Source organism: Peribacillus deserti (genome assembly GCF_016909175.1).
In the GTDB taxonomy this organism is placed as follows: domain Bacteria; phylum Bacillota; class Bacilli; order Bacillales; family DSM-1321; genus Paraperibacillus; species Paraperibacillus deserti.
Map to the genome: position 1 here is coordinate 344,913 of NZ_JAFBFI010000001.1, position 22,485 is coordinate 367,397.

The window sequence follows — 22,485 nt, forward strand, 5'->3', positions numbered from 1 at the left end:
CTTTTTCGACGTGTTACTTAATCTCCATGAACATCCACATTTACAGCAAAATGGCTGTGAGGAAGATACTGAATGTCCAGCGTCTTTCCTGATAAATTCGCTTCGTAGTAATCCTGTGTTATCTGCAGATAATGTACATCGATGATCTGCCCGCTAAAATCCAGGTCAGATATAAATCGTGGTCCGGTGTCGTGATTATCATACTCCACATGGTCAGGAACACCTGTGATTCTTTCAAACTGCCTATTTTCGTATGTTTCTTTATCCTTGTACAAAAGAAAAGAAGTATCTAGTAAACCATAACCCGCATATCCAAAGGCTGCTGAGAAAAGGAACAACACAATTTTACCGGGCCAGCTGCGCACTGCAGTCACAACTCCAAGAAGAACAAAGCAAAATCACAGAGTCAAACAGGCTCCGCAGTATAACCCAAGCATTTTTGATAAAATAAAATGTTCTTCCGTTAACGAAGATGCGCCCCAAAAGACTAACCACAGGAGAAACATCAACATTGTTAAAATCATCAGCACCGAGCCAGTCAAGCCACTCTCATTTGTTTCACTGCTTTTTTTTATATACCTTATTTTTCCCATCATGATCATCTGCCAATTTTCACCTTACCATTATAGTACTCTTTTGAAGGACTGCCGTGCCATTCTTAAGCGGGGATCCAATGATTCAGCTTGGCCTGATTTATCACTCTTTTTCACTAAAAAACATAATAAGTCCGAGCTTCTCATATATAACTAAGGACAAGTATATGGCTATGCAGGCGTTTAGATGATTCAGGCCGGTAAAAGGGCCTATTGATAAGAGAGGAGCTTTTTATGGGGAAAAAATGGGTGCTGCCTTTATCGGTTGCTCTTTCGCTGACGACTGGAGCGGCTGGCGGGGTGTATGCAGGAATAAAGATTAATGATGGCGATATACCAGGCTTTTCACAAAAGCCCGACGAAAAAATGAATCCTGTGGATGGGAATTCTTTACTTAAGGTTCATCAGGCTTATCAGCTGATTAAGGAGAACTATGTAGAGAAAGTAGGAGAAACACAGCTGGAGGAGGGTGCGATCCAGGGAATGCTCTCTACGCTGAAGGACCCGTACTCCGTCTATATGAATAGAGAAACAGCCGAGCAGTTTAATGAAGCGCTTGATAGCTCCTTTGAAGGAATTGGCACCGAGATTGGAGAAGAAGACGGAAAAGTGATCATTATTTCTCCTTATAAGGACTCGCCTGCTGAAAAAGCCGGCTTGAAGCCGAGGGACCAGATTATCAAAGTCAATGGCGAAAGTGTGGAAGGACTGAATTTGTATGACACCAGGCTTAAGATTAGAGGGAAAAAGGGGACCGCAGTAAAACTGGAAATTAAGCGGGCCGGAGTTTCGAATCCGATTGAAATGAAAATTGTCCGTGATACGATTCCGATTGAGACGGTCGTTTCCAAGGTGATGGAGCAGCGCGGCGAGAAAATTGGATACCTGGCAATCACTTCTTTTTCTGAACATACCAGCAAAGACTTTAGAAAGGAGCTTCGGCAATTAGAAGCTAAGCAGATAAAAGGGCTCATCATAGATGTCCGGGGTAATCCGGGTGGACTGCTTTCATCAGTGGAAGAAATTCTGGGACAATTTGTGACGAAGGATAAGCCTTATATTCAGATCCAGAAGCGAAATGGCGATAAGAAAGAATATTTCACAACCCTGAAAAAGGAAAAACCGTATGAAGTGGCTGTTCTCATTGATAAGGGAAGTGCCTCAGCATCCGAGATTCTGGCAGGAGCATTGAATGAGGCAGAAGGATATAAGCTGATTGGTGAAAGAACGTTTGGAAAAGGAACCGTCCAGCAGGCTGTTCCGATGAATGATGGCAGCAATATTAAGCTGACTCTCTATAAATGGCTGACGCCGGAAGGCAACTGGATCCATAAAAAAGGAATCGAACCGACAATCGAAATCAGCCAGCCGTCTGCTTTCCAGTCTCATCCTTTAAATGTGGAAAAGCCCTTTAAAAGAGACAGCAATGATGAACAGGTCAAGCATGCACAGGAAATGCTGAAAAGCCTGGGTTTTGAAACAGGCAGGGATGATGGATACTTTGATAAGAAGACGGAAGTTGCCGTAAAAGCTTTTCAATCTCATAGAGGGTTGAAACAAAGCGGAGTTTTGGATAGCAAAACAGCAAAAGCGCTGGCAAATGCCGTGCTCGAGTATATGAAGGATGAGAAACATGACCTTCAGCTGCGGATGGCCATGAGTTACTTAACTAAATAACTTGAAAATCCTCTCATGTATGGGAGGTTTTTTTTTGTCGAGAGCCAGGAGGCGGGCTGGGGTGGAATTCAAGGTTATCCCAAGAATGAAAGATTATGCAGCATGTAAAATTTTCCGTGCATTTTTTTTATAAAATTTGAAACCTTTTATCACCCGCTTCGTATATAGTAGGCGGATGCCCGTACTACTGAGTTCCAAATGGGCTGGAGTTTACTGGTTAATGGGTTATTTATTGGAACTTGATAGTCGGAAATGATAAGATTTAGAGGAAATATCAAGTATGTCATTGTTTAAGGGAGAGTGCAGTAAATGGCCATTTCATTACAAAAAGGGCAAAAAATTGACCTTACAAAGGGCCGGGCTGGTTTAACTAATATTACTGTTGGTTTGGGCTGGGATCCGGTGAAAAAGGGAGGTCTGTTCGGCGGGCTTTTAGGCGGAGGAGCAGATGTTGACTGTGACGCATCCGTTCTTATGCTGAATGAGCAGGATAAGCTGACTGACCAGAAGGACCTGATTTACTTCGGCAATAAAACGAGTAAATGCCGCAGCGTCAAACACTCCGGTGACAACTTGACCGGTGCTGGCGATGGTGATGATGAGCAAATCACTGTTGACTTAAGAAACGTGCCTGCAAATGTACATAAGCTGTTATTTGTAGTGAACATTTATCAGGCAAAACAAAGAAAACAGCATTTCGGCATGATCCAGAACGCTTTCATCCGTGTTGTTAACAGCAGCGGCGGGGAAGAATTGATTAAATTTAATTTGACTGATGATTATTCAGGACTTACTTCATTGTTCCCGGGTGAGCTTTACCGCCATAATGGCGAGTGGAAGTTCTCAGCAGTAGGACAAGGTACAAGTGACCTGTCAATCGGGGATATTGCAAACCGTTATCGTTAAATTCTGTTTGTAATTAAGCTTGATCAAAGCTCATTTTAATTATAGGGACTGTGTTGGTTGGAGCGCCTGCAGCGGAAACCAACAGGTAAGTTTAAATAGCTAAATAAAAAATTTAAATAAAGCGAGGTTATCATTCATGGCAATTTCATTATCAAAAGGACAAAAAGTAGATCTTACAAAATCTAATCCAGGGCTTCAAAACATCGTTGTAGGCTTAGGCTGGGACGTAAATAAGTATGATGGAGGCAATGATTTCGATCTTGACTCTTCTGTATTCCTATTAAATGCTTCAGGCAAATGTGATTCTGAAAAAGATTTTATTTTCTTCAATAATCTTGTAGGTGCAAATGGTGCTGTCGAGCATACAGGCGACAATCTAACAGGAGACGGCGATGGAGATGATGAGCAGGTTAAAATCAACCTTTCTCAAGTTCCTGCTACTATTGAAAAAATTACGTTCACGATTACGATTCATGATGCTGAAGCACGCAATCAGAACTTTGGCCAGGTTTCCAATGCTTTCGCTCGTATTTTCAATCCTGCAAACGGCGAAGAATTAATCCGTTATGACCTTGGAGAAGACTTCTCTATTGAAACAGCTGTAGTTGTGGGTGAATTATACCGCCATAGCGGTGAGTGGAAATTCAATGCAATCGGTAGCGGCTACCAGGGCGGACTTGCATCCCTAGTACGCGATTATGGATTAAACGTTTAATATTCAAGAGTTTTCTTCGAAAAAGGTGCGGGCGGAATCTGCTGGGAGCAGATTCCGCCTTGTTGGAAAACAAAAACACCTATTCTTATCTGATAAACAATTGTAATATAATGTATGGGGTGAAGAATCATGGCTATTCAATTAGCGAAAGGCCAGCGTATCGATTTAACCAAAACCAACCCGGGTCTTACAAAAGCGATTATTGGTTTAGGCTGGGATACTAATAAATATTCAGGCGGCTCTGCATTTGACCTTGATGCCTCAGCCTTTCTTGCTAACGAGCAGGGGAAGGTACAAGATGATTTGGAATTTATATTCTACAATAATTTAAAAAGCCCAACTGGTGCTGTTGAGCATACCGGGGATAACCGGACTGGTGAAGGAGACGGAGATGATGAGCAGATCGTTGTTGACTTCTCACTTTTGCCTGCACATGTAAGCAAAATTGGCATTGCCGTAACCATTCATGATGCTGATGCAAGAAAACAAAACTTTGGCCAGGTTTCCAATGCGTTTGTCCGCGTCGTAAATCCGGAAAACGATGAAGAAATCCTGCGCTATGATCTGGGAGAGGACTTCTCGATTGAAACGGCTGTTGTGATCTGCGAGTTATATAAACACGGTTCAGATTGGAAATTCAATGCGATTGGCAGCGGATTTTCCGGCGGACTGGCTGACCTTTGCCGCAACTACGGATTAGAAGTGTAAGCAGTTAGGAAAGATACTCGCGAGGAGCAAGCTGATCTTTTCGTCATTGTTTAGTGCCCCAAGTTCAAAAGTAAATTTAGATGTTTGATTAAGAATATCCTTCATACTCTGGGCAATGCGATTGCCTGTTCTTTAGAATGTGAAGGATGAAACATTTAAGGCTGCTAAACTATCAAATACGTTACGGGCCATCAAGAAAAGGATTAGCCTATAAATGGAATATTACATGGCGAGCCTGTATTAGAAGGAGAATTTCAAATAAATGGAATTTATACAAGATTTATTATCAAGTTATGGATCGTTTTTCTCTTGGGATGCGGTAAAAGCGGTGTTATCCGACCCAGCAGCATGGGGAGTAATCGGTACACTAATTATTTTGGAAGGCCTCTTATCTGCGGATAATGCATTAGTTCTAGCCGTCATGGTTAAACACCTTCCGAAAAAAGAACAAAAAAGAGCTTTATTTTACGGGATTTTAGGAGCTTATGTATTCCGATTCCTGGCTATCGGTCTAGGGGTATTCTTAATTAAAATCACCTGGATTAAGATCGCCGGAGGACTATATCTGCTCTGGCTTGCCGTTTCCTACTTTATTAAGAAAAATAAAGAAGGGGAAGAAGAAGAAGTCAAAAACAAGCCTATGGGCTTTTGGAGAACGGTGCTGTCCGTTGAAATCATGGACATTGCATTCAGTATTGACAGTGTAATTGCTGCGTTTGGTGTTTCCGATCAGATCTGGGTCCTATTCCTTGGAGGTATTCTTGGAGTACTGATGATGCGTGGTGTGGCGCAGGTATTCCTTGCCCTTATTGAGAGAATTCCAGAATTTGAAACAACAGCCTTCCTTATGATAGCATTAATTGGTGTCAAGATGATTGCGAGCCCTTGGTTCCACGTGGAAGAGCTTGTATTCTTCAGTATTCTTATTGCTGTGTTCCTAAGCACTTTTATTGTTCACAAAATCAAAAAGAACAGATCATCTAAGCAATCTGAAGTAAGCAAGTAACATTCGTTTATACAAGAGGGAAGAAACGAAATTGTCTCTTTCCTCTTTTTATTTATTTTCAATGTAAAATTTTAGGAGTTTGCTGTATGGTGCAGGCAGAAGTTGAAAAGAGCAGTAAAAGTATAGTTACCAAATAGTAGATTATTAGACTTTATTAGACCAGGGGGAATGTTGGTGAAGCACTTTGGATATCTGGATAACGATGAAAGAAAGCAAGTATTTATGCATGAGCCTGTGGAGTTCACGAAGAATTCAGATAAAGAGCTGTTGTCTTATGCGCTGGGTGCCGCTCTGTACATGCCTGGAACACGGTCGCGCATTTCTAATGATGTACTATCTGGTAAATTTTTGTCCGGTGAGCATGAAGGCTTGACATCAATGGTTATTTGCCTGGAAGATTCCATTTCGGATGGAGAGGTTGGGGATGCCGAGCTGAATCTGGTCCTTCAGCTGCAGGAAATCAAGCGTGCTGTTGACAGCCATCTATTCCGGCTTCAGGATCTGCCGCTTCTTTTCATTCGGATACGAAGCGAAGAGCAGCTGCATAAATTAGCGGAAAACCTCGGCAATGCGCTGGAGCTGGTGAGCGGGTTTGTGTTTCCTAAGTTTACTAGTGAGAAAGGCGAGGCCTATTTGAGCGCCCTTTTAGAAATAAACAAAACCTATTCACAGCAGCTATATGCGATGCCCATACTTGAGACACCCGAAGTGATTTACAAAGAAACAAGGCTTGAAACTCTGATTGGGATTAAAGAACTGCTTGACCGCTATAAGGATCTGATTTTAAATGTAAGAATGGGTGCGACGGATTTCTCAGGCTTATTCGGTATCCGCAGAGACAGAGATACGACCATTTACAATATTGGTGTGATTGCAGACTGCATCACAGATATTATCAATATTTTTGGAAGAGAAAATGAGTATGTTATTTCCGGCCCGGTTTGGGAGTACTTTGGAAAGCAGCGTATAATGAAGCCGAGGATCCGCCAGACTCCTTTCGAGGTTATACATGATGGCATTAAATTAAGGGACGCTATGATCAGCCGCAATGACGATGCTCTCATTTATGAAATTATATTGGATCGTTCAAATGGCATTATCGGTAAAACGATTATTCATCCTTCCCATATAAAGGCCGTTAACTCTCTTCATGTAGTCAGTCTTGAGGAATATATGGATGCATCAGCTATTATAGAAAGCGCCAGTTCCTTTAATGGTGTAATGAAAAGTGGCTTTTCCAATAAAATGAATGAAATTAAGCCTCATTATAATTGGGCAAAGAAAATCATTCTTAAGTCAAAACTTTATGGAGTGTTTCATGAACAACAATCTTTCCTTGATCTCCTTACAGCCAGATCTGAGAAAAAATTATTCATATAATATTTTAGATAAAATAAAAGTTGAAATTGATGTGATCGATAATCCGTATAACATCCATTTGGACATGTTGTTTAGCATGGCTGCAAGGATAAATAAAAAACGGTCTTTTTTATTTGTAAGCAAGGTGCTCGGTAAGCATCTTCCAGTTGACCCTGCCGTTTCGCTGCTGACCGGTGCTGCTCTTGCAGCCCGTTATGCAGAGAAGGTGTATGGAATGGCGCACCCTTATATCGGGGAGCTGATCAGCGGTATTACAGGAGAACGCCATCCGAATGTCAGGCTCTTAGACTATCATATCGAACTTCCTGAGCCGACATTGTTTATCGGATTTGCTGAAACGGCAACAGCCCTTGGACATTCTGTGTTTGAAGTGTGTGATAATGCTGCGTTTTTTCATACGACCAGAGAACAGATTGAAGGAGTTCAGTCGGTCATTAATTTTGAAGAAGAGCATTCTCATGCTACTTCTCACCGAAGCTATGTGGATGCAGCCCTTTTAGATAACAACCATCCAATTGTTCTTGTGGATGATGAGGTAACAACAGGAAAGACCGCTATCAATATTATTGAGAGCATTCAGGCCAGGTATCCTCGGGGCATGTATACCGTTGTGTCGATATTGGACTGGCGTACCGAAGAGAATAGAGAGAGATACCGTGAGCTTGAACAAAGACTCGGAATTAAAATTCATGAGATATCCCTTGTTTCAGGAACCATTCAAACTGAAGGCCGTTCTATCGAAAGAGAGCAGGAAGTTCCGTCATTCTCAGAAATGAACGCTACTGTTGAAACGATTGATCTGTCAGGACTGCATATACCTGTATCTCCTTATTATTCTGTAAACGATCAAGATGCGCCTTATCTTCAGGATTCAGGCAGGTTTGGAATCTATGACAAAGATAAACTTGATATCTATCATTGGACAGAGCCGCTTGCTTCCTTTCTGAAGAGCCAGCGAAAAGGCGAAAGAACGTTGTGCCTCGGCACCGGGGAGTTTATGTATCTCCCTATGAAGCTCGCATCACAAATGGGTGAAGGAGTCAGCTATCAATCTACCACAAGAAGCCCGATTCACCCTTCAGACCGCTTAGGCTATGCGATTACGCATGCTTTTTCATACAGCAGTCCGGAAAATGCAGATGTCATGAATTATTTCTATAATATAGAGCCTGGCATGTATGATGAGGTATTCGTTTTCCTTGAAAGAGAAATGCCTGCAGACAAACTCGAGCCGCTTCTTTCACAGCTGGAAAAAGTGGTTCCTTCGATTCGTCTTGTGCCTATGAGTGCTTCTGAAAAGGAGGAATAATATGAAGAGCAGGAAAAAAACGTTCGGCAGCTATTCAAGAGAAGATGTTATTTTCCTGTTGAAGGATATCAGTCATGCTGAGCTGGAAAATGGGACAGAAGAGCGGGAAAAGTCCATGCAGACTGGCGGACATTATTCAGAATCTCTTCCTATTGAATATCAGCCTTCACAGGATTATATGAATCTATTTCATCAATCTCTGGACGAGCATAAATGGAAGATGGCTGCTGCCATCCGTACGGTTGCTGAAAAGATTTATAGAAGCAAAGGCAGTGATCTTGTTTTGGTGTCCCTTGCCCGGGCAGGCACTCCAGTGGGAGTTCTGATCAAGAGATATCTATCCTTTGCTTATCAAATCTCTGTTCCCCATTACAGCGTCTCGATTATCAGAGGAAGAGGGCTGGATCTTAATGCCCTCTCCTATATTGTAAAAAAGCATGGCAGCGAGGCTGTGCAGTTTATTGACGGCTGGACTGGAAAAGGAGCTATTACAAAGGAATTGATCCAATCAGTTTCCGGGTTTAATAGCGGACAACAAGAGAGTGTTAGTCATAGTCTGGCTGTTCTTGCCGATCCTGGGGAGTGTGCGGACATTTATGGAACCCGTGAGGATTTTCTTATTTCGAGTGCCTGCTTGAACTCAACGGTATCCGGATTGGTATCCAGAACCGTTCTAAACAAACAATATATCGGCCCTCACGATTTTCACGGAGCTAAATATTATCAAGATTTGGCATCACTGGATCTATCGAACTATTTTGTTGATGCCATTTCAGCGCTCTTTCCAGAGCTTTCGGAACAGACTGTCGATATGGATTCTGACGCAGGCAAAACGTGGCAGGGGCTTAAGGATATTCAAACCATACAAGAAGAGTACGGAATTGAAAATATTAATCTTATAAAACCTGGAGTCGGGGAAACGACGAGAGTTTTATTGCGGAGAGTACCCTGGAAAATTTTAGTCCAGAATTCTGGGAATCCTGAGCTGAAGCATATTTTGTATCTCGCAGAAGAGCGGAATGTACCCGTGGAAGTTTTTCCGAATATGTCATACTCGTGCATCGGTTTGATTAAACCGATTAATGGAGGAGAACAATGATTTTTGCAAGTGATCTTGACCGCACTTTGATCTATTCAAAACGTGCCTGCGGGATAGACTTAAGGGACCCCAGGATACAAGTGGTGGAAGAAACGCCCGAGCGGCAGATATCCTTTATGACAAAGCACGCCATTGAGCTGCTCCGAAAAGTTAATCAAACGTTTGATTTAATTCCGGTCAGTACACGAACCGTTGATTTATACAACCGCATACAGCTGTTTAGTAATGGAATCGTCCCTAAATATGCTGTAGTAAGCAATGGCGGAACGATTCTGATTGATGGCCAGGCAGATGAAGAATGGACGGAGCTGCTAACCAGCAGGCTTGCCCGTGAATCTGCTCCTCACCATGATATTGTGAAGAAGTTTGAAGATATTCATCATGGAGACTGGGTTCTCGGATCAAAGATATGCGATGACCTGTTCTGCTTTGCAAGCATTCAGGATGAGAAAGTACCTCTTGATGTGCTGCAAACCTTTGGTGAATGGCTCGCTGACCAGGGCTGGAGCTTTTCGCTTCAAGAGAAAAAGCTGTATATGCTTCCGAATGGTCTGAATAAATGGGCTGCAGTCGAATACCTTAAGCAAAAACTTGCTGCCTCTACGGTTATTACAGCGGGAGACTCCCTGCTGGATGTATGTATGCTCGAGGTAGCTGATTATGCGTTCACACCCCTGCATGGAGAAATTAACGAGAAAAAAATGAAACTGCCTTCGAGAGTAAAAGTAACTTCATCCTCCGGAATCTATGCAGGTGAAGAAATACTAGAAAGCGTACTTGAAATTGCATCACGAAAAGCCGTGTGAACATAGAATGAAGTGGTGTAAAATAGGGGTAGAATGATTTTTACAGAAAGAAGCTGAAACGAATGTCTAACTTTCTTTCTTCCCAATTCATTGATATTAAACAAGAGGGTTGGGTAAGTATCCTTAAAACTCCTGTGAAATCGAGAACTTCCTTCATTGTAGGGGAGCAGACTGTATACAGCCAGGCTGCAGGTGTATTCCTAGGAGTTCATCCAGATAAGGATGATTATTTCGAGTTTTTATATGAGCTTGCCCATGATCCTTCTCTCACTATATTTATATTAAGCGAACACCTCAACAAGCAAATAGAGACAGTCCGATTTCAGGCTATCCAGAGAATTTTGCTGATCCTTCAAAATGAAAAGCTTTCTATGAACCGATTCATTGCGTTTATGGAAGGGGAAAGACTTATCCCTCACTTCCAGAACCCTGAAAACACCAAGAAGATACGTGAGGCTTTCAAGCTTGTTTTTGAGCGGTTTAGTGATAACCATTCGAATGGGCTTCAGCATCCTGATTTCCGGCGTGTTGCCGTAGATATAGTCAAATGGATGTGGAATCACGCCAATGAATGGATGAATACAGAGGATTATTTGGTTTCTGCACCAAAAATCGTCTGGTATGGCGAGGCTTCAAAAAGCGAAGCTTATTTTCTCTATTTCTTAATTCTTCTTAAATTTGATGTACTGATCTTCAATCCGGCAGGCAAAAATGATTTATTGCAGGCGGACAAGGAAAAAGCTGTTCCAGTCCTGGAATTTGGGCCGGGCTCTAAAGAGGCAGAACCTTTTCCAAAAACAAAGCCAATCAGGAGAACGACCGTTGCTTTCAGGGCGTCGCAAGAAATTGATCGAGTGCTGCACACAGACGATTCGATGCTGTATAAGCCATGGCAGTTTAGAACGTATACACCGGCAGCGCTTACTCTGAAAACAACGTATGATGAATTGTTTCTATTAATCAAAGAAAAAGCATTTATCCGCCCGAATTTTGAGGTGCGAAATGAAACGGTTTGGATTCCCAATATTTTTGCCAAGGTTTCCGGAATTTCGAAAAACCGGCGTGAATATTGGGATCGTGTTCAGGGGCTGTCAGAAACAGAGTTATCGCTGACTGTGCGTTCTTATCCTTTTTCACGAGAAGTCAGGGCAAATAATTTGTTTCATTATCAAAATTCTCTGGGCAGGGATGGCTTGCTTGATCCCGAGAAAATGCTGCAGGGGAACTGGTGGCGATACAAAATGCTGCCAACTGGCCTGCAGCATGGGGTTGCCCATGCTATATCCCGGTACTGTGCAGTCCCCAAATTAAAACGGCTGCCGCATGAGGATGAACATGCGCTGCAGATGTACCTGTTTAACCAGGCGATGGATATCCCGCTGGACGCTGTAAGGCTTTTGCAAAAATTTGATTATGCGCAGGAAGTTCCTAGGATTGTGTTATTCAAATCAGAGCAGAGCGGCTCCATCTTCAGCCGCTCCGATGCTGCCCTTCTATTGCTGCTAAATGAAATTGGCATTGATATTGTTATTCTAAATCCTACTGGCCAGAATGATATCGAAATGTATGTGGATGAGGAATTTTATGATTCTCATTGGCTTGAAGAGGTCAGCTTTGAGCAGGACTTTAGGGAGCCTTCACTATTTAAGAAAATTTTTAAGAAAATCTTCTAAAAAGGGGAAATAAAGATGACCAATACTAATTCTCTTCAAACGGTTAATCTTGATAAAATCGAGGAAACTTTAGAGCAGCAGCCATCCGAACTGAAGCTTCAGCTGAGAAACAGCCCGGAAGTAACCCAGCTTGCCCGTAATATTGACCACAAAAATCAGATTGCTCTTTTAGAATTCGGTAAAGAGCCTGCCAATGAAATCTCTAATTTTTCCGGCAGAATTCTTAATACAATTAAATCAAGCAGCATGGAAGAGTCAAGCGCACTATTAAAGCATCTTGGAAAAATCATGGACAAGTTTGACAGCAAAGACTTTGCGAAGCCTAAGGGCGGCGTGCTGTCTAAAGTGTTCAACAGGGGCCAGAAGCTCATGGAAAAGGTTATGTCCAAGTATCAGACGATGGGTTCGGAAATAGATAAAGTGTATGTGGAAATCGTGAAATATGAAAACGAAATGAAAAAATCGACAACGACTCTAGAGCAGTTATACGAACAGAATTATCGATTTTTCATGGAACTGGAAAAGTACATTGTGGCCGGGGAAATGAAATCAGAGGAACTAAAGCAGCAGCTTCCGGAATTAGAAGCAAAAGCTGCCTCCGGCAATCAGCTGGCCGCCATGGAGCTGGACAGCCTGCGCAATGCAGTAGAGCTGATTGACCAGCGAGTGTATGACCTTGAAATGGCCAAGCAGGTTGCCTACCAGTCTGCTCCGCAGATCAGAATGCTGCAAAGAGGGAACACAAAGCTAATTGGTAAAATTAACTCAGCATTCGTTACAACGATCCCGATCTTCAAATCTGGCTTAATCAATGCGATCGCAGCGAAAAGGCAGAACCTCGTGGCACAGTCTATGAGTGAGCTTGACCGCCGCACAAACGAAATGCTGCTGAAAAATGCCCAAAACATTTCCCAGCAGAGCGTTGACATCGCACGCTTAGCCGGACAGCCAAGCATTAAAGCAGAGACCCTTGAAGAAACCTGGCAGATCATCATCCGCGGCATGCAGGAAACCAAAGCCATCGAAGACGAAAACATCCGACTGCGCGAAGAAGGCAAAAAACGCCTTGAGTCTCTGCAGGAAAACTTCAAAAACCGCCAGATCACTGGGTGAGTGGGACGGGGACTGTCCCCATTTCCCGAGTGTGAATCCCTTTCTGGTAAGAAATTAACGATTATTTCCCGGAATGACCCTGCCCCTTTTTAGGAGCAGGGTTTTTTGACGAATTGATACAATATACTGATTTGAGCGGCTCATCTTCGGTTTTGGGTGCTTTTTCATGTGTGTTCGCTGGGCGAGTCGTTTGTAAATTAAAAGTTCGGCACAATGAGTTTGTTAAAGGTGCAATCACCTTTTTATTGAAGCAATCATGGATTTTTCGGCTCAATCAGGGATTGGGGCTGCCTTTTTATGTACCTCCCCCAGAGCAATTCTCTAGTGATTCTTGAGTTTGGCGCAATTATTTTTTTATACGATGCATTTATTTCAAAAAACGGCTTAATTATTTTCGATTTCGGCGTAATTCTTTTAAAGAATGGCGCAATTAATTTAGCCGCCCCCCTTTATATTCGGAAATAGACGGGAAATAAGGACAGGCCTCACAATTTTTGATAAGATAGACTTATCTATTTATGTTGAGAAGGGGATGGTAGAAGGTTGTCACAGGTATATCTTGGTGAGTTTTTGGAGGGAGCTGGAACGATCCTTCTCCATCCTTTGTTTTTTGTGTCATTTATTTTATGTCTTGTAATGGGGAATGCACGGATCAAACGTGAACGAAACGACTTTCATACACGTGTTCAGGATATGTTTTTGGAGCTAAGATTCCTGCTTCCGGCTGGTATACTCCTTGGGCTGATTCTTTCATTGGTGACAATCAGCTCAGGCCTAGCAGTTCCTCTGGCTGCGATTGTTATAATTGCGGTACTATCATTGCTTGCAGCGATCACTCTCAAAGTCAGACTGCTTTCACCTGCTTATACAGTGGGGATTACGTTCTTTCTATTAATGTTATTGGTTGATAAAACACCGAATCTGCCATTTTTCAGGCAGGCTTTTAATAGTATAAATGAAGCAGTATATCCATCTGTCGCGATATTGGCCGGTTTATTGCTTATTATAGAAGGACTTTTGATCCAGCGAAACGGATACAAAGCTACTTCCCCAAAACTGATTCCTTCTAAGCGGGGTTCAATAGTGGGCGCTCATGAATCGAAAAGGCTCTGGATGGTTCCATTGTTTTTGTTTATTCCAGGAGGAGTGATGGAAAGCCCGTTTTCCTGGTGGCCAGTCTTTCACTTAGGAGAAACCGAATTTACTCCTATTCTAGTACCTTTTCTAATTGGTTTTTTCCAACAGATTCAGGGATTGCTGCCTAAAGAGGCTGTTCGAATAAATGGAAGACGCGTCACAGCCCTTGGAGTAGTAATCACACTTCTTTCTATTGCAGGCTATTGGTATCCATTGCTTGCCATCGCTGGTGCAGCAGCTGCTATTCTCGGCAGAGAGATGCTGCATATGTATCAAAGTCATTCTGAGAAAAAAAAGCCATTCTACTTTTCAAGACGCTCTAATGGATTAATGATACTAGGAATCATTCCAAAATCTCCTGCTGAGAAAATGGGATTATCCGCTGGTGAAATTATTTCAAAAGTGAACGGAATCAAAATAGAAAACGAGCAGCAGCTTTACGAAGCCTTACAGCGGAACGGAGCCCATTGTAAGCTGGAGGTCCTCGATAACAACTCTGAAATACGCTTTGTACAAAGAGCCTTATATGAAGGTGAGCACCATGAGCTTGGAATTCTGTTTGTACAGGAGCAGAAGAAGCGGAAAGCGGTTTGATTATTTAGCTAATAATAATAATACAAAGACGGAAGCAGTCAAACTTGGCTTTTCCGTCTTTATTTTTGTAGTAATTTGATACTCTTTAGATTTTGTCTCTTTTATCCCTACAATAGCCGTGATAGTTTAAGCAGCACTTGATCCTCAAGAATCAAGTGTTTTTTTTTTTTTTATCAAAGTATATTAAATTATCAAAATCGTGTAAATTTTTTATAAATTAAAATTAATTTATAGGTCTTTTGTGTTATATTATTCTAGCAATTATAAAAAGTGGAAGGAAAGTGAACTATGTCGTTTAAACGAAAGTTTAAGAGAATACTGGCGACTACTGTTGCTGCCGGGCTCATATCTACACAAATGGTTTCTCCTGCTCTAGCTGCCCAATCAAGCAAAGCAAAACCAGTTAAAACTCCAACTGTTCCATTCGAAATTTCTACACCTCTTGTTAACTTCACCAAAGGAACAAATGCATCGGTAACTGTAATACCTAAAAAAGGCCATTCAGGAGCTGAAACTGTTGTATTTCAACTGATGAACGGGAATAAATTAATTTCCCAGGCTGCTGTAGAATCAGATATCAAAAATCCTCAGAAATTTACTGCTCATTTTAATTCTGCTGATCAGAATAATTGGGTTCAAGTGTATGTAGTAGCTAGTTTTAATGAAGAAACCAATCGTTTAGGAACTAGCTTAGCTGCTCCTGTAACAAGTGCACCTTTCAAATTGCGTATTATGGAAACAACTGATATCCATACCAATCTATTAGCCTATGATTATTTTAAAGACGCTCCTTCTGATGCAGTTGGTTTTGCTAGAACGGCAACCTTGATCAAACAATCAAGAAAAGAAGTGAAAAACAGTGTTCTGGTCGATAACGGCGATCTAATTCAGGGTACTCCGCTTGGGACCTATAAGGCGAAAATCAAGCCTTTAAAGAAAGGTGAAGTCCACCCGGTTTATAAAGCCATGAACCAATTGGGCTACGACATGGCTACATATGGAAACCATGAATTTAATTATGGCTTAGATTACTTAAATGAAGCCACGAACGACGCAAACTTTTCTTATGTTAATGCGAATGTTTATGTAAAAGACAAGGATAAAAATCCGAATAACGATAAGAACAAATTTACCCCTTATAAAATTGTTTCAAAGAAAGTCTATGATGTCAGCGGTAAATCCAAAACTGTAAAAATCGGCTATATCGGCCTGGTTACTCCACAGATTACAGACTGGGATAAAGGTCATCTAGAAGGTAAAGTAACTACAAAAGGCATTATTGAAACAGCGAAGAAATATGTACCTCAAATGAAAAAAGCAGAGGCAGATATTGTCATTGCACTTACCCACTCCGGCTTTAATGCCGATACAACCAACTCAGAAGATACTGTATATGCTCTTAGCAAGGTTGCAGGAATTGATGCCATCACTTTCTCGCATACACATAAAGTTTTCCCAGCCCAAGATGACAAGACACTCGACGGTCTTTTTAAAGATACAAAAGGAAATGTACTTCCAGGCGTAGATAATCAAAAAGGTACGATTAACGGCGTTGCAGCAGTACAAGCTGGCTACGGCGGCAATACCCTTGGCATTATCGATCTTGATGTGCAATTCGTCAAAGGCAAATGGGATGTTTATAAGTCCCAATCTACAACTAAAGCTACTGTTAATAAAACAACAGGTGTCAAAGCTGCCGATGATGCTGGTGTTGTAAAAGCTGTTCAAGCTGACCATGCAGCTACAGTGAAATATGTAAATACACCAATCGGAAAAACAACGGCGCCTATACACAGCTATTTTGCCCTTGTACAGGATGATCCTTCTGTACAGGTAGTTACTGCTGCACAAAAATGGTATGTAGAAAACTATATCAAGAATAACCGCCCGCAATACAAAGACCTGCCAATTCTATCAGTTGGAGCTCCATTTAAAGCGGGACGAAATGGCGTAGAGGAATTCACAGAAATTAAAAAAGGCGATTTAACGATCCGCAGCGCCGGCGACCTATACTTGTATGACAACACGTTAAAAGCTATTAAAGTAAAAGGATCTGTAGTGAAAGAATGGCTGGAAATGTCTGCGGGCAAATTCAACCAGATTGATCCAGGCAAAACTACAGAACAAGAGTTACTAAACTCTAAATTCCAGGTATATAACTTTGATGTGATTGACGGAGTAAAATACCGGGTAGATGTAACGAAACCTGCACGTTATGATGAAAAAGGTGTTAAAATTTCTGACTCAAACCGAATCAAAGGTTTAACATACAATGGCAAGCCTGTTGATCCAAATCAGGATTTTGTTGTTGTTACAAATAACTACCGCGCATCAGGCGGCGGTAACTTCCCAGGAGTTAAAGACAGCGAGTATATAGTTGATTCTGCAGATGAAAACCGCCAGATTTTAATGGATTACATCACGCAGGCAAAAGAAATTAATCCAACTGCTGATAACAACTGGTCCATTGCTCCAATATACTCTGACGTAAATGTTACCTTTACTTCTTCTCCTAAAGGCGAAGAGTATCTAACAGAAGACGGAAATATTACGTATACAGGTAAAACGGATGATAAAGGTTTTGGTATCTTTAAGTTAAACCTGACTCAGCCAAAGCCTGACAACATTAAAGTTCAATTATTAGGAATTAATGACTTACACGGACAGCTTGATACGACTTCTGAATTTGGAGGCGTAAAACAGGGACGCGCTGATTATCTGGCAGCTCATTTGAAAAAAAGAGAAGCGGAAAATTCAGAAAACACATTGCTGATCTCAGCAGGAGATGCAGTAGGAGCAAGTGCACCTGTATCATCTAAATTAGAAGACAAGCCGACACTTGAGTTCTTAAATAAAATGGGCTTTGACGTGGGAACAGTTGGAAACCATGAATTTGACAAAGGCCTTAACACTTTATTGGCCCAAGTTAACGGAGGGAAATCTCCAACAGGTAAAGTTACATTTAACAAACTAAACTTCCCTTATGTGGTTGCCAATGTAGTTTATAAGGATACGAAAAAGCCAATTCTTGATCCGTATGTGGTTAAGAATGTGGGCGGAGTAGATATCGGCTTTATTGGAGTGGTAACAAATGCGACTCCATCCAAGGTTAATCCTGCTGGAATTGAAAAAGTAGAGTTTATTTCACAGGCAGAAGCAGTAAATAAAGCTGTAACAGAACTAAAAGCAAAAGGTGTTAAAGCGATTGTTGTCATCTCACATGATCCAGGAAGCGAGAAAGAGGGTACAGTTACTGGAGAGGCTGCGGAGTTAGCAAAGGCTGTGGACGATGAAGTAGACGTTATCTTTGCAGGCGATAACCATGCTAAGGTAAATGCGTCAGTTGACAACAAGCTGATCATACAAGCATACTCTTACGGAACTGCTTTTGATGATGTTGATCTTGAAATTGATCCTGTTACAGGAGATATTGTAAAAAAATCAGCAGAAATCGTGACTGTTACTCAAGAGGGAATGACGCCAGATCCTGAAATTAAGGCGTTAATTGACAAGTATTTGGCTATGTTCCCTGAGTTAAGCAAGCCGGTTGGAACAACAGATGCTCCAATTACACGAACGGATGCATATAATTCAGAATCTGCATTAGGAAATTTAATTGCAGATTCTATGAAGGACGATCTTAAGTCTGATTTTGGGTTTATGAATCCAGGCGGAATTCGTGCGGACCTTCCGAAAGGCACGGTTACTTTTGCCGATTTTGCGAAGATCCAGCCATTTGGCAACGTATTAGTTAAGCTATCCTTAACCGGAGCTGAAATCAAAACGTTATTGCAGCAGCAATGGGCGGTGGAAGGTTCTCCAAAAACACTGCAAATCTCTGGATTGAAATATACTGCTGATTTCAAAAAGCCAGTGGCAGAACGGGTAACGACCTTAACAAAAACAGATGGAACTAAAATCGAAGACACAAAAACATATACAGTTGTTGTAAATGACTTTATGGCTAACGGCGGAGATAATTACTTAGTTCTAAAAGGTAAACCTAGAACTTACGGATCAGTAGATTTGGATGCGTTTGTAAATTATGTTGCAAAAACCTTTAACGGCGGTAAAATTACTGCTGCTGTAGAAGGCCGTATAACCAATATTAAATAATCAAATTTTTAGTAGGCTCGGAAGATTTTTTTCTTCCGGGTTTTTCTTTTTTAGTAATTGATAATATAAAAATGAAACAGCCCTCAGCTACAGTTACGGTACAGTTTATTACTGTCTAAATATTGTAAATATTTACTAGTTCTTTTTACCTAAAGGTTTTTCCTTTACCGCCGATAGAATAAGAAAGTTCATATTCTTAATGATAGCAGGGGGCACAGGATGTTTAAGAAAATTCAAACCAAGATTATGCTGACAGTCAGTTTACTGTTAGCGGTTACACTCATTGCAGTATCTGTTCTAACGTATTTTGAGACTAAAGGGGAGATTAATCAGAGCATTAATTCTAGTTCGAATGCGTTGGTTCAGGATTTGAAAAATCAAACGGACCTTTATTTGAATTTTTATGGCAGTTCTATCGAACGTTATAGCCAGGATAGCAGGGTCATTGACTATTTAAAAGAAGTTAAAAAAGATGAGAAAAAAGGTTTGGATTCATACTGGCCCGAGGTTCATAAGGATTTTGAGAACTTTATGAAATTAAATAAAAACGTAGCGGTGATTTATGTAGGGGCAGAAACTAAACAATTCAAAACCACACCTGTTATAGAGCTTCCTGCTGATTTTGATCCTACAGGAAGGCCTTGGTATACCGCTGCTGTTCAAGCACCTGAAAAATCAATGTGGACAGAACCATATAAAGATGCGAGTACAGGTGAATATGTTGTAACTGTGGTGAAGCCTGTATTGGACCCGCAATCGGGAACTGTACTGGGTGTAGTAGGATTAGATTTAAATTTATCAGGGCTGACAGAGATGATTAATCAGACAAAAGCAGGATACAGCGGCTATTCAGTCCTTTTAGATCAAAAGGGTATGGCTCTTGTGCATCCAAAAGCCCGGGGCAAAGACCAAAGCAAACAATCTTACTTTTCAGAAATAGCAAACAAAAAATCAGGCGTAACGATATACAATGAAAAAGGTACGGAACATGAAATGTTTTTCCAGACGATGGATCAAACCGGATGGAAGGTTGGGATGGTATACGAAACTAAGAAGCTGCTTGCGAGTGCTGAAAAACTTAGAAATATCATTTTATTAATAGCCTCTATTGCTGTTGCGGCTGGCTTAGTTATTACGTACTTTTTGGCTAAAAGTATTGCGAAGCCAATTACACACTTGAAGGATCAAGTGCAGCTTGTGGCGCAGGGTGACTTAACGGTTCATGTACTTACAAAGTCGAAAGATGAAACGGGACAGCTGACTCATCATTTTAATCAGATGGTAGAAAATATGCGGAACCTTATCACATCTGTTGAAAAATCTGTTGAGAGTGTGAATGACTCATCTATCAGCCTGACAGCTGTTGCAGAAGAAACGATAGCGGCCAGTGAAGAAGTTTCCAAAGCGATCGGTGAAGTAGCCGCGGGGGCCACCCGGCAGGCTCAGGACTCCGAGGAAACGAATCATCGGGCCATAAGCTTATCTCACCAGATTGAGCGCGTGAATGAGAATGTCGAACAGATGAACAGTTTATCGAAAGCAGCTCAAGAAACCAATCAAAAAGGGCTGTCACAAATGAAAGCTCTTAGACAAAAAACTGCAGAGAGCGATGAAGTGATCAAGAATGTAGGAGAAGTGATCAGTCATCTTGCTCTGAAAGTGAAGGAAATCGAGCAAGTGATTCATTCTATTACAGAAATTTCGGACCAGACTAATCTGCTCGCACTAAATGCGAGTATAGAAGCAGCAAGAGCCGGTGAAAGCGGGAGAGGGTTTGCAGTCGTTGCTGACGAGGTGCGCAAGTTAGCGGAACAATCAGCCCGGGCTGCACAGCAGGTTAAAGCCACCATTTCTACGATTGAGCAGGAAACCAAAACGGTTGTGAAAGAAATGGAGCAGACAATAGCGATTTCCCAGCTGCAAAATGAAGCGGTCAGTCATACCGAAATTGCCTTTGATGAAATATCCCATACAATCCATGATATTGTCTCTTCGATTGATTCCATAAAGTCTGATGTTGAAAATATTAATGGATTAAAAGATGATGTTGTAGCATCCATCCAAAGCATTGCAGCTGTTGCCGAACAATCTGCGGCTGCTTCAGAAGAAGTAAGTGCATCAACAGAAGAACAAGTCCGCGCCCTAAGTTCAGTCACTGAATCAGCTATCGAACTCAATGAAGCAAGCTCACAGCTCTCGGACATGATTAAACACTTTAAAATATAGGACCAAAAAGGCTTTTCCATAACAGTGGAAAAGCTTTTTTTTGTATGAAGCGGTGCTGAAAAAACAATTATTAGGAAAGTAGAAAAATTTATCAAAAACTAGTCTATTTTCACTGAACTTTCATTTTTCTCTACTAGAATCAACTTATCAAAGAAAGGAAGGAGGAAATAGAGTATGAGTTCAAATGTTAAAAAAGGCATCTTTTGGGGGGCTATCGCTGTAAGCATCATTTTCCTGGTGCAATTTGTTATAAATTTGCTGAACAGCCTGCGTCCTTACGATTCACATCCGGGGCCGCGCCATATGGGCAGAGGACATGGCCAGGGTCCAGGCTTTGAACCCCGCCATTTTGCACATGGACCTCATCAGGGAGGAGATTTCGCCTGGATTGGCTGGCTGCTGTTCCTTGCTGTTGCTTTGGCAGCTGTTGTTCTGATATTCAAGTGGCTTCGCAAAAAGAATGATTCATTTCAATCATTTGTGAATATACCCTTAACAGGCCCTGCTGGTACTGTGAATGAGAGCAATGCGGACGTTTTAGATACATGGGAAAAAAACAAACAATAAAAAAGGAGATTGAATAATATGGGACTTTTTAAAAGAATGAAGTCTATTACGATGGCAGAATTAAATGGCGTTCTTGATAGAGTGGAAGATCCAATTGCGATGTTAAATCAGTATGTAAGAGAAATGGAGGATGACCTGGCTAAAGGACAAGAAGCTCTTTCAAGGCAAATCTTTCTTGAGAAAAAACAAAACATATTAATTACGGAGGCAAAGGCGCTGATATCAAAAAGGGAGCGGCAGGCAAAGTTAGCGGTGGAACGCGGTGAAGACAGCATGGCAACACTGGCCCTTCAGGAAAAACGTATTCACCAAAACCAGCTGAATCTGTATGTGGAACAATTCGAAGCGATTCAGCAGCAAACGGAATCCCTATACGAAAAGTTACACGAATTAAAAGGGAAATACAATGAGCTGCTGCATAAAAGAATTTTATTAAGCAGCCGGGCTAATGTGGCTCAATCGATTAAACAAATTCAAAAAACGACTGTTTCATTCAGCTCTGAAACTATCGCGAAGGGGATATCCAGAGTGGAAGAACGCATTTTATTAATGGAAGCAGAGGTACAAGCTTTCAATCAATATCCACAGCCAGGGAACACTGCAGTAAGAGGCTATGTGGATAACAGTATAAAAGAAGAGCTGGAAGAGGAACTTCAAAAGCTAAAACAAGACTTATCAAAGGAAACCGCATAAGAACATTCTAAAAAAGGAAGCACCACAAGTAGTGTGCTTCCTTTTTTTATGCTATCTTAAGCTAAAATTGAATAGATTGAGGTGAATCCGCACTAACATGAACGTGATCTGAAAAACTGTTTTTCACCTGTAGGCTAGGTTAAAGTTCATTGTTGGTTTGGGCACTA

Annotated in this window: 17 protein-coding genes; 16 read left to right on the forward strand and 1 reads right to left on the reverse strand. The window is 41.4% G+C overall.

Annotated elements, in window-relative coordinates; genetic code table 11:
- Positions 1 to 17: 17 nt before the first annotated feature.
- The gene (locus JOC77_RS01505) at positions 18 to 374 is read right to left on the reverse strand and encodes a hypothetical protein (RefSeq protein ID WP_204537667.1); all 357 of its coding nucleotides are present in this window, start codon (positions 372 to 374) and stop codon (positions 18 to 20) included.
- A 453-nt stretch (positions 375 to 827) separates the two neighbouring features.
- On the opposite strand from JOC77_RS01505, the gene JOC77_RS01510 reads away from it, so the two are divergent.
- The 16 genes from JOC77_RS01510 (at position 828) to JOC77_RS01585 (ending at position 22,318) form a co-directional block, all read left to right on the forward strand.
- A complete protein-coding gene (locus JOC77_RS01510; protein WP_204537669.1) occupies positions 828 to 2,270 on the forward strand; it encodes a S41 family peptidase in 1,443 nt (480 codons plus the stop codon).
- A gap of 309 nt (positions 2,271 to 2,579) precedes the next feature.
- Positions 2,580 to 3,176: a TerD family protein gene (locus JOC77_RS01515; RefSeq protein ID WP_204537671.1), complete on the forward strand. Its 597-nt coding sequence runs from the start codon at positions 2,580 to 2,582 to the stop codon at positions 3,174 to 3,176.
- 136 nt (positions 3,177 to 3,312) lie between these two features.
- The gene (locus tag JOC77_RS01520) at positions 3,313 to 3,891 is read left to right on the forward strand and encodes a TerD family protein (RefSeq protein ID WP_204537672.1); all 579 of its coding nucleotides are present in this window, start codon (positions 3,313 to 3,315) and stop codon (positions 3,889 to 3,891) included.
- A 129-nt stretch (positions 3,892 to 4,020) separates the two neighbouring features.
- Positions 4,021 to 4,599 (forward strand): TerD family protein, encoded by a 579-nt coding sequence (locus tag JOC77_RS01525; RefSeq protein WP_204537674.1) that lies wholly within the window; start codon positions 4,021 to 4,023, stop codon positions 4,597 to 4,599.
- 262 nt (positions 4,600 to 4,861) lie between these two features.
- Complete coding sequence (locus JOC77_RS01530) at positions 4,862 to 5,605, forward strand: TerC family protein (RefSeq protein ID WP_204537676.1); 744 nt, start codon at positions 4,862 to 4,864, stop codon at positions 5,603 to 5,605.
- Between the two features lie 174 nt (positions 5,606 to 5,779).
- Positions 5,780 to 6,985, forward strand: a complete 1,206-nt coding sequence (locus JOC77_RS01535) for an HpcH/HpaI aldolase/citrate lyase family protein (protein WP_204537678.1) — start codon at positions 5,780 to 5,782, stop codon at positions 6,983 to 6,985.
- Positions 6,924 to 8,294 (forward strand): phosphoribosyltransferase family protein, encoded by a 1,371-nt coding sequence (locus JOC77_RS01540; protein WP_204537680.1) that lies wholly within the window; start codon positions 6,924 to 6,926, stop codon positions 8,292 to 8,294. Before JOC77_RS01535 ends, JOC77_RS01540 begins: the two co-directional genes overlap by 62 nt.
- Before the next feature lies 1 nt (position 8,295).
- Entirely contained in the window at positions 8,296 to 9,393 is a 1,098-nt protein-coding gene (locus JOC77_RS01545; protein ID WP_204537682.1) for a cysteine protease StiP family protein, read from the forward strand.
- Entirely contained in the window at positions 9,390 to 10,199 is an 810-nt protein-coding gene (locus JOC77_RS01550; RefSeq protein ID WP_204537684.1) for an HAD family hydrolase, read from the forward strand. The genes JOC77_RS01545 and JOC77_RS01550 overlap by 4 nt, the downstream gene beginning before the upstream one ends.
- 62 nt (positions 10,200 to 10,261) lie before the next feature.
- Positions 10,262 to 11,872: a YceG family protein gene (locus tag JOC77_RS01555; RefSeq protein ID WP_204537686.1), complete on the forward strand. Its 1,611-nt coding sequence runs from the start codon at positions 10,262 to 10,264 to the stop codon at positions 11,870 to 11,872.
- 15 nt (positions 11,873 to 11,887) lie between these two features.
- Positions 11,888 to 12,985, forward strand: a complete 1,098-nt coding sequence (locus JOC77_RS01560; RefSeq protein ID WP_204537688.1) for a toxic anion resistance protein — start codon at positions 11,888 to 11,890, stop codon at positions 12,983 to 12,985.
- A 543-nt stretch (positions 12,986 to 13,528) separates the two neighbouring features.
- The gene (locus JOC77_RS01565) at positions 13,529 to 14,716 is read left to right on the forward strand and encodes a PDZ domain-containing protein (RefSeq protein WP_204537690.1); all 1,188 of its coding nucleotides are present in this window, start codon (positions 13,529 to 13,531) and stop codon (positions 14,714 to 14,716) included.
- A 288-nt stretch (positions 14,717 to 15,004) separates the two neighbouring features.
- A complete protein-coding gene (locus tag JOC77_RS01570) occupies positions 15,005 to 18,832 on the forward strand; it encodes a bifunctional 2',3'-cyclic-nucleotide 2'-phosphodiesterase/3'-nucleotidase (protein WP_239558524.1) in 3,828 nt (1,275 codons plus the stop codon).
- 219 nt (positions 18,833 to 19,051) lie between these two features.
- Positions 19,052 to 21,058 (forward strand): methyl-accepting chemotaxis protein, encoded by a 2,007-nt coding sequence (locus JOC77_RS01575; protein WP_204537692.1) that lies wholly within the window; start codon positions 19,052 to 19,054, stop codon positions 21,056 to 21,058.
- 174 nt (positions 21,059 to 21,232) lie between these two features.
- Positions 21,233 to 21,625, forward strand: coding sequence for a hypothetical protein (locus JOC77_RS01580; protein WP_204537694.1), 393 nt, complete (start codon positions 21,233 to 21,235; stop codon positions 21,623 to 21,625).
- A gap of 18 nt (positions 21,626 to 21,643) precedes the next feature.
- Positions 21,644 to 22,318, forward strand: a complete 675-nt coding sequence (locus JOC77_RS01585) for a PspA/IM30 family protein (protein WP_204537696.1) — start codon at positions 21,644 to 21,646, stop codon at positions 22,316 to 22,318.
- The last annotated feature ends 167 nt before the right edge of the window (positions 22,319 to 22,485 follow it).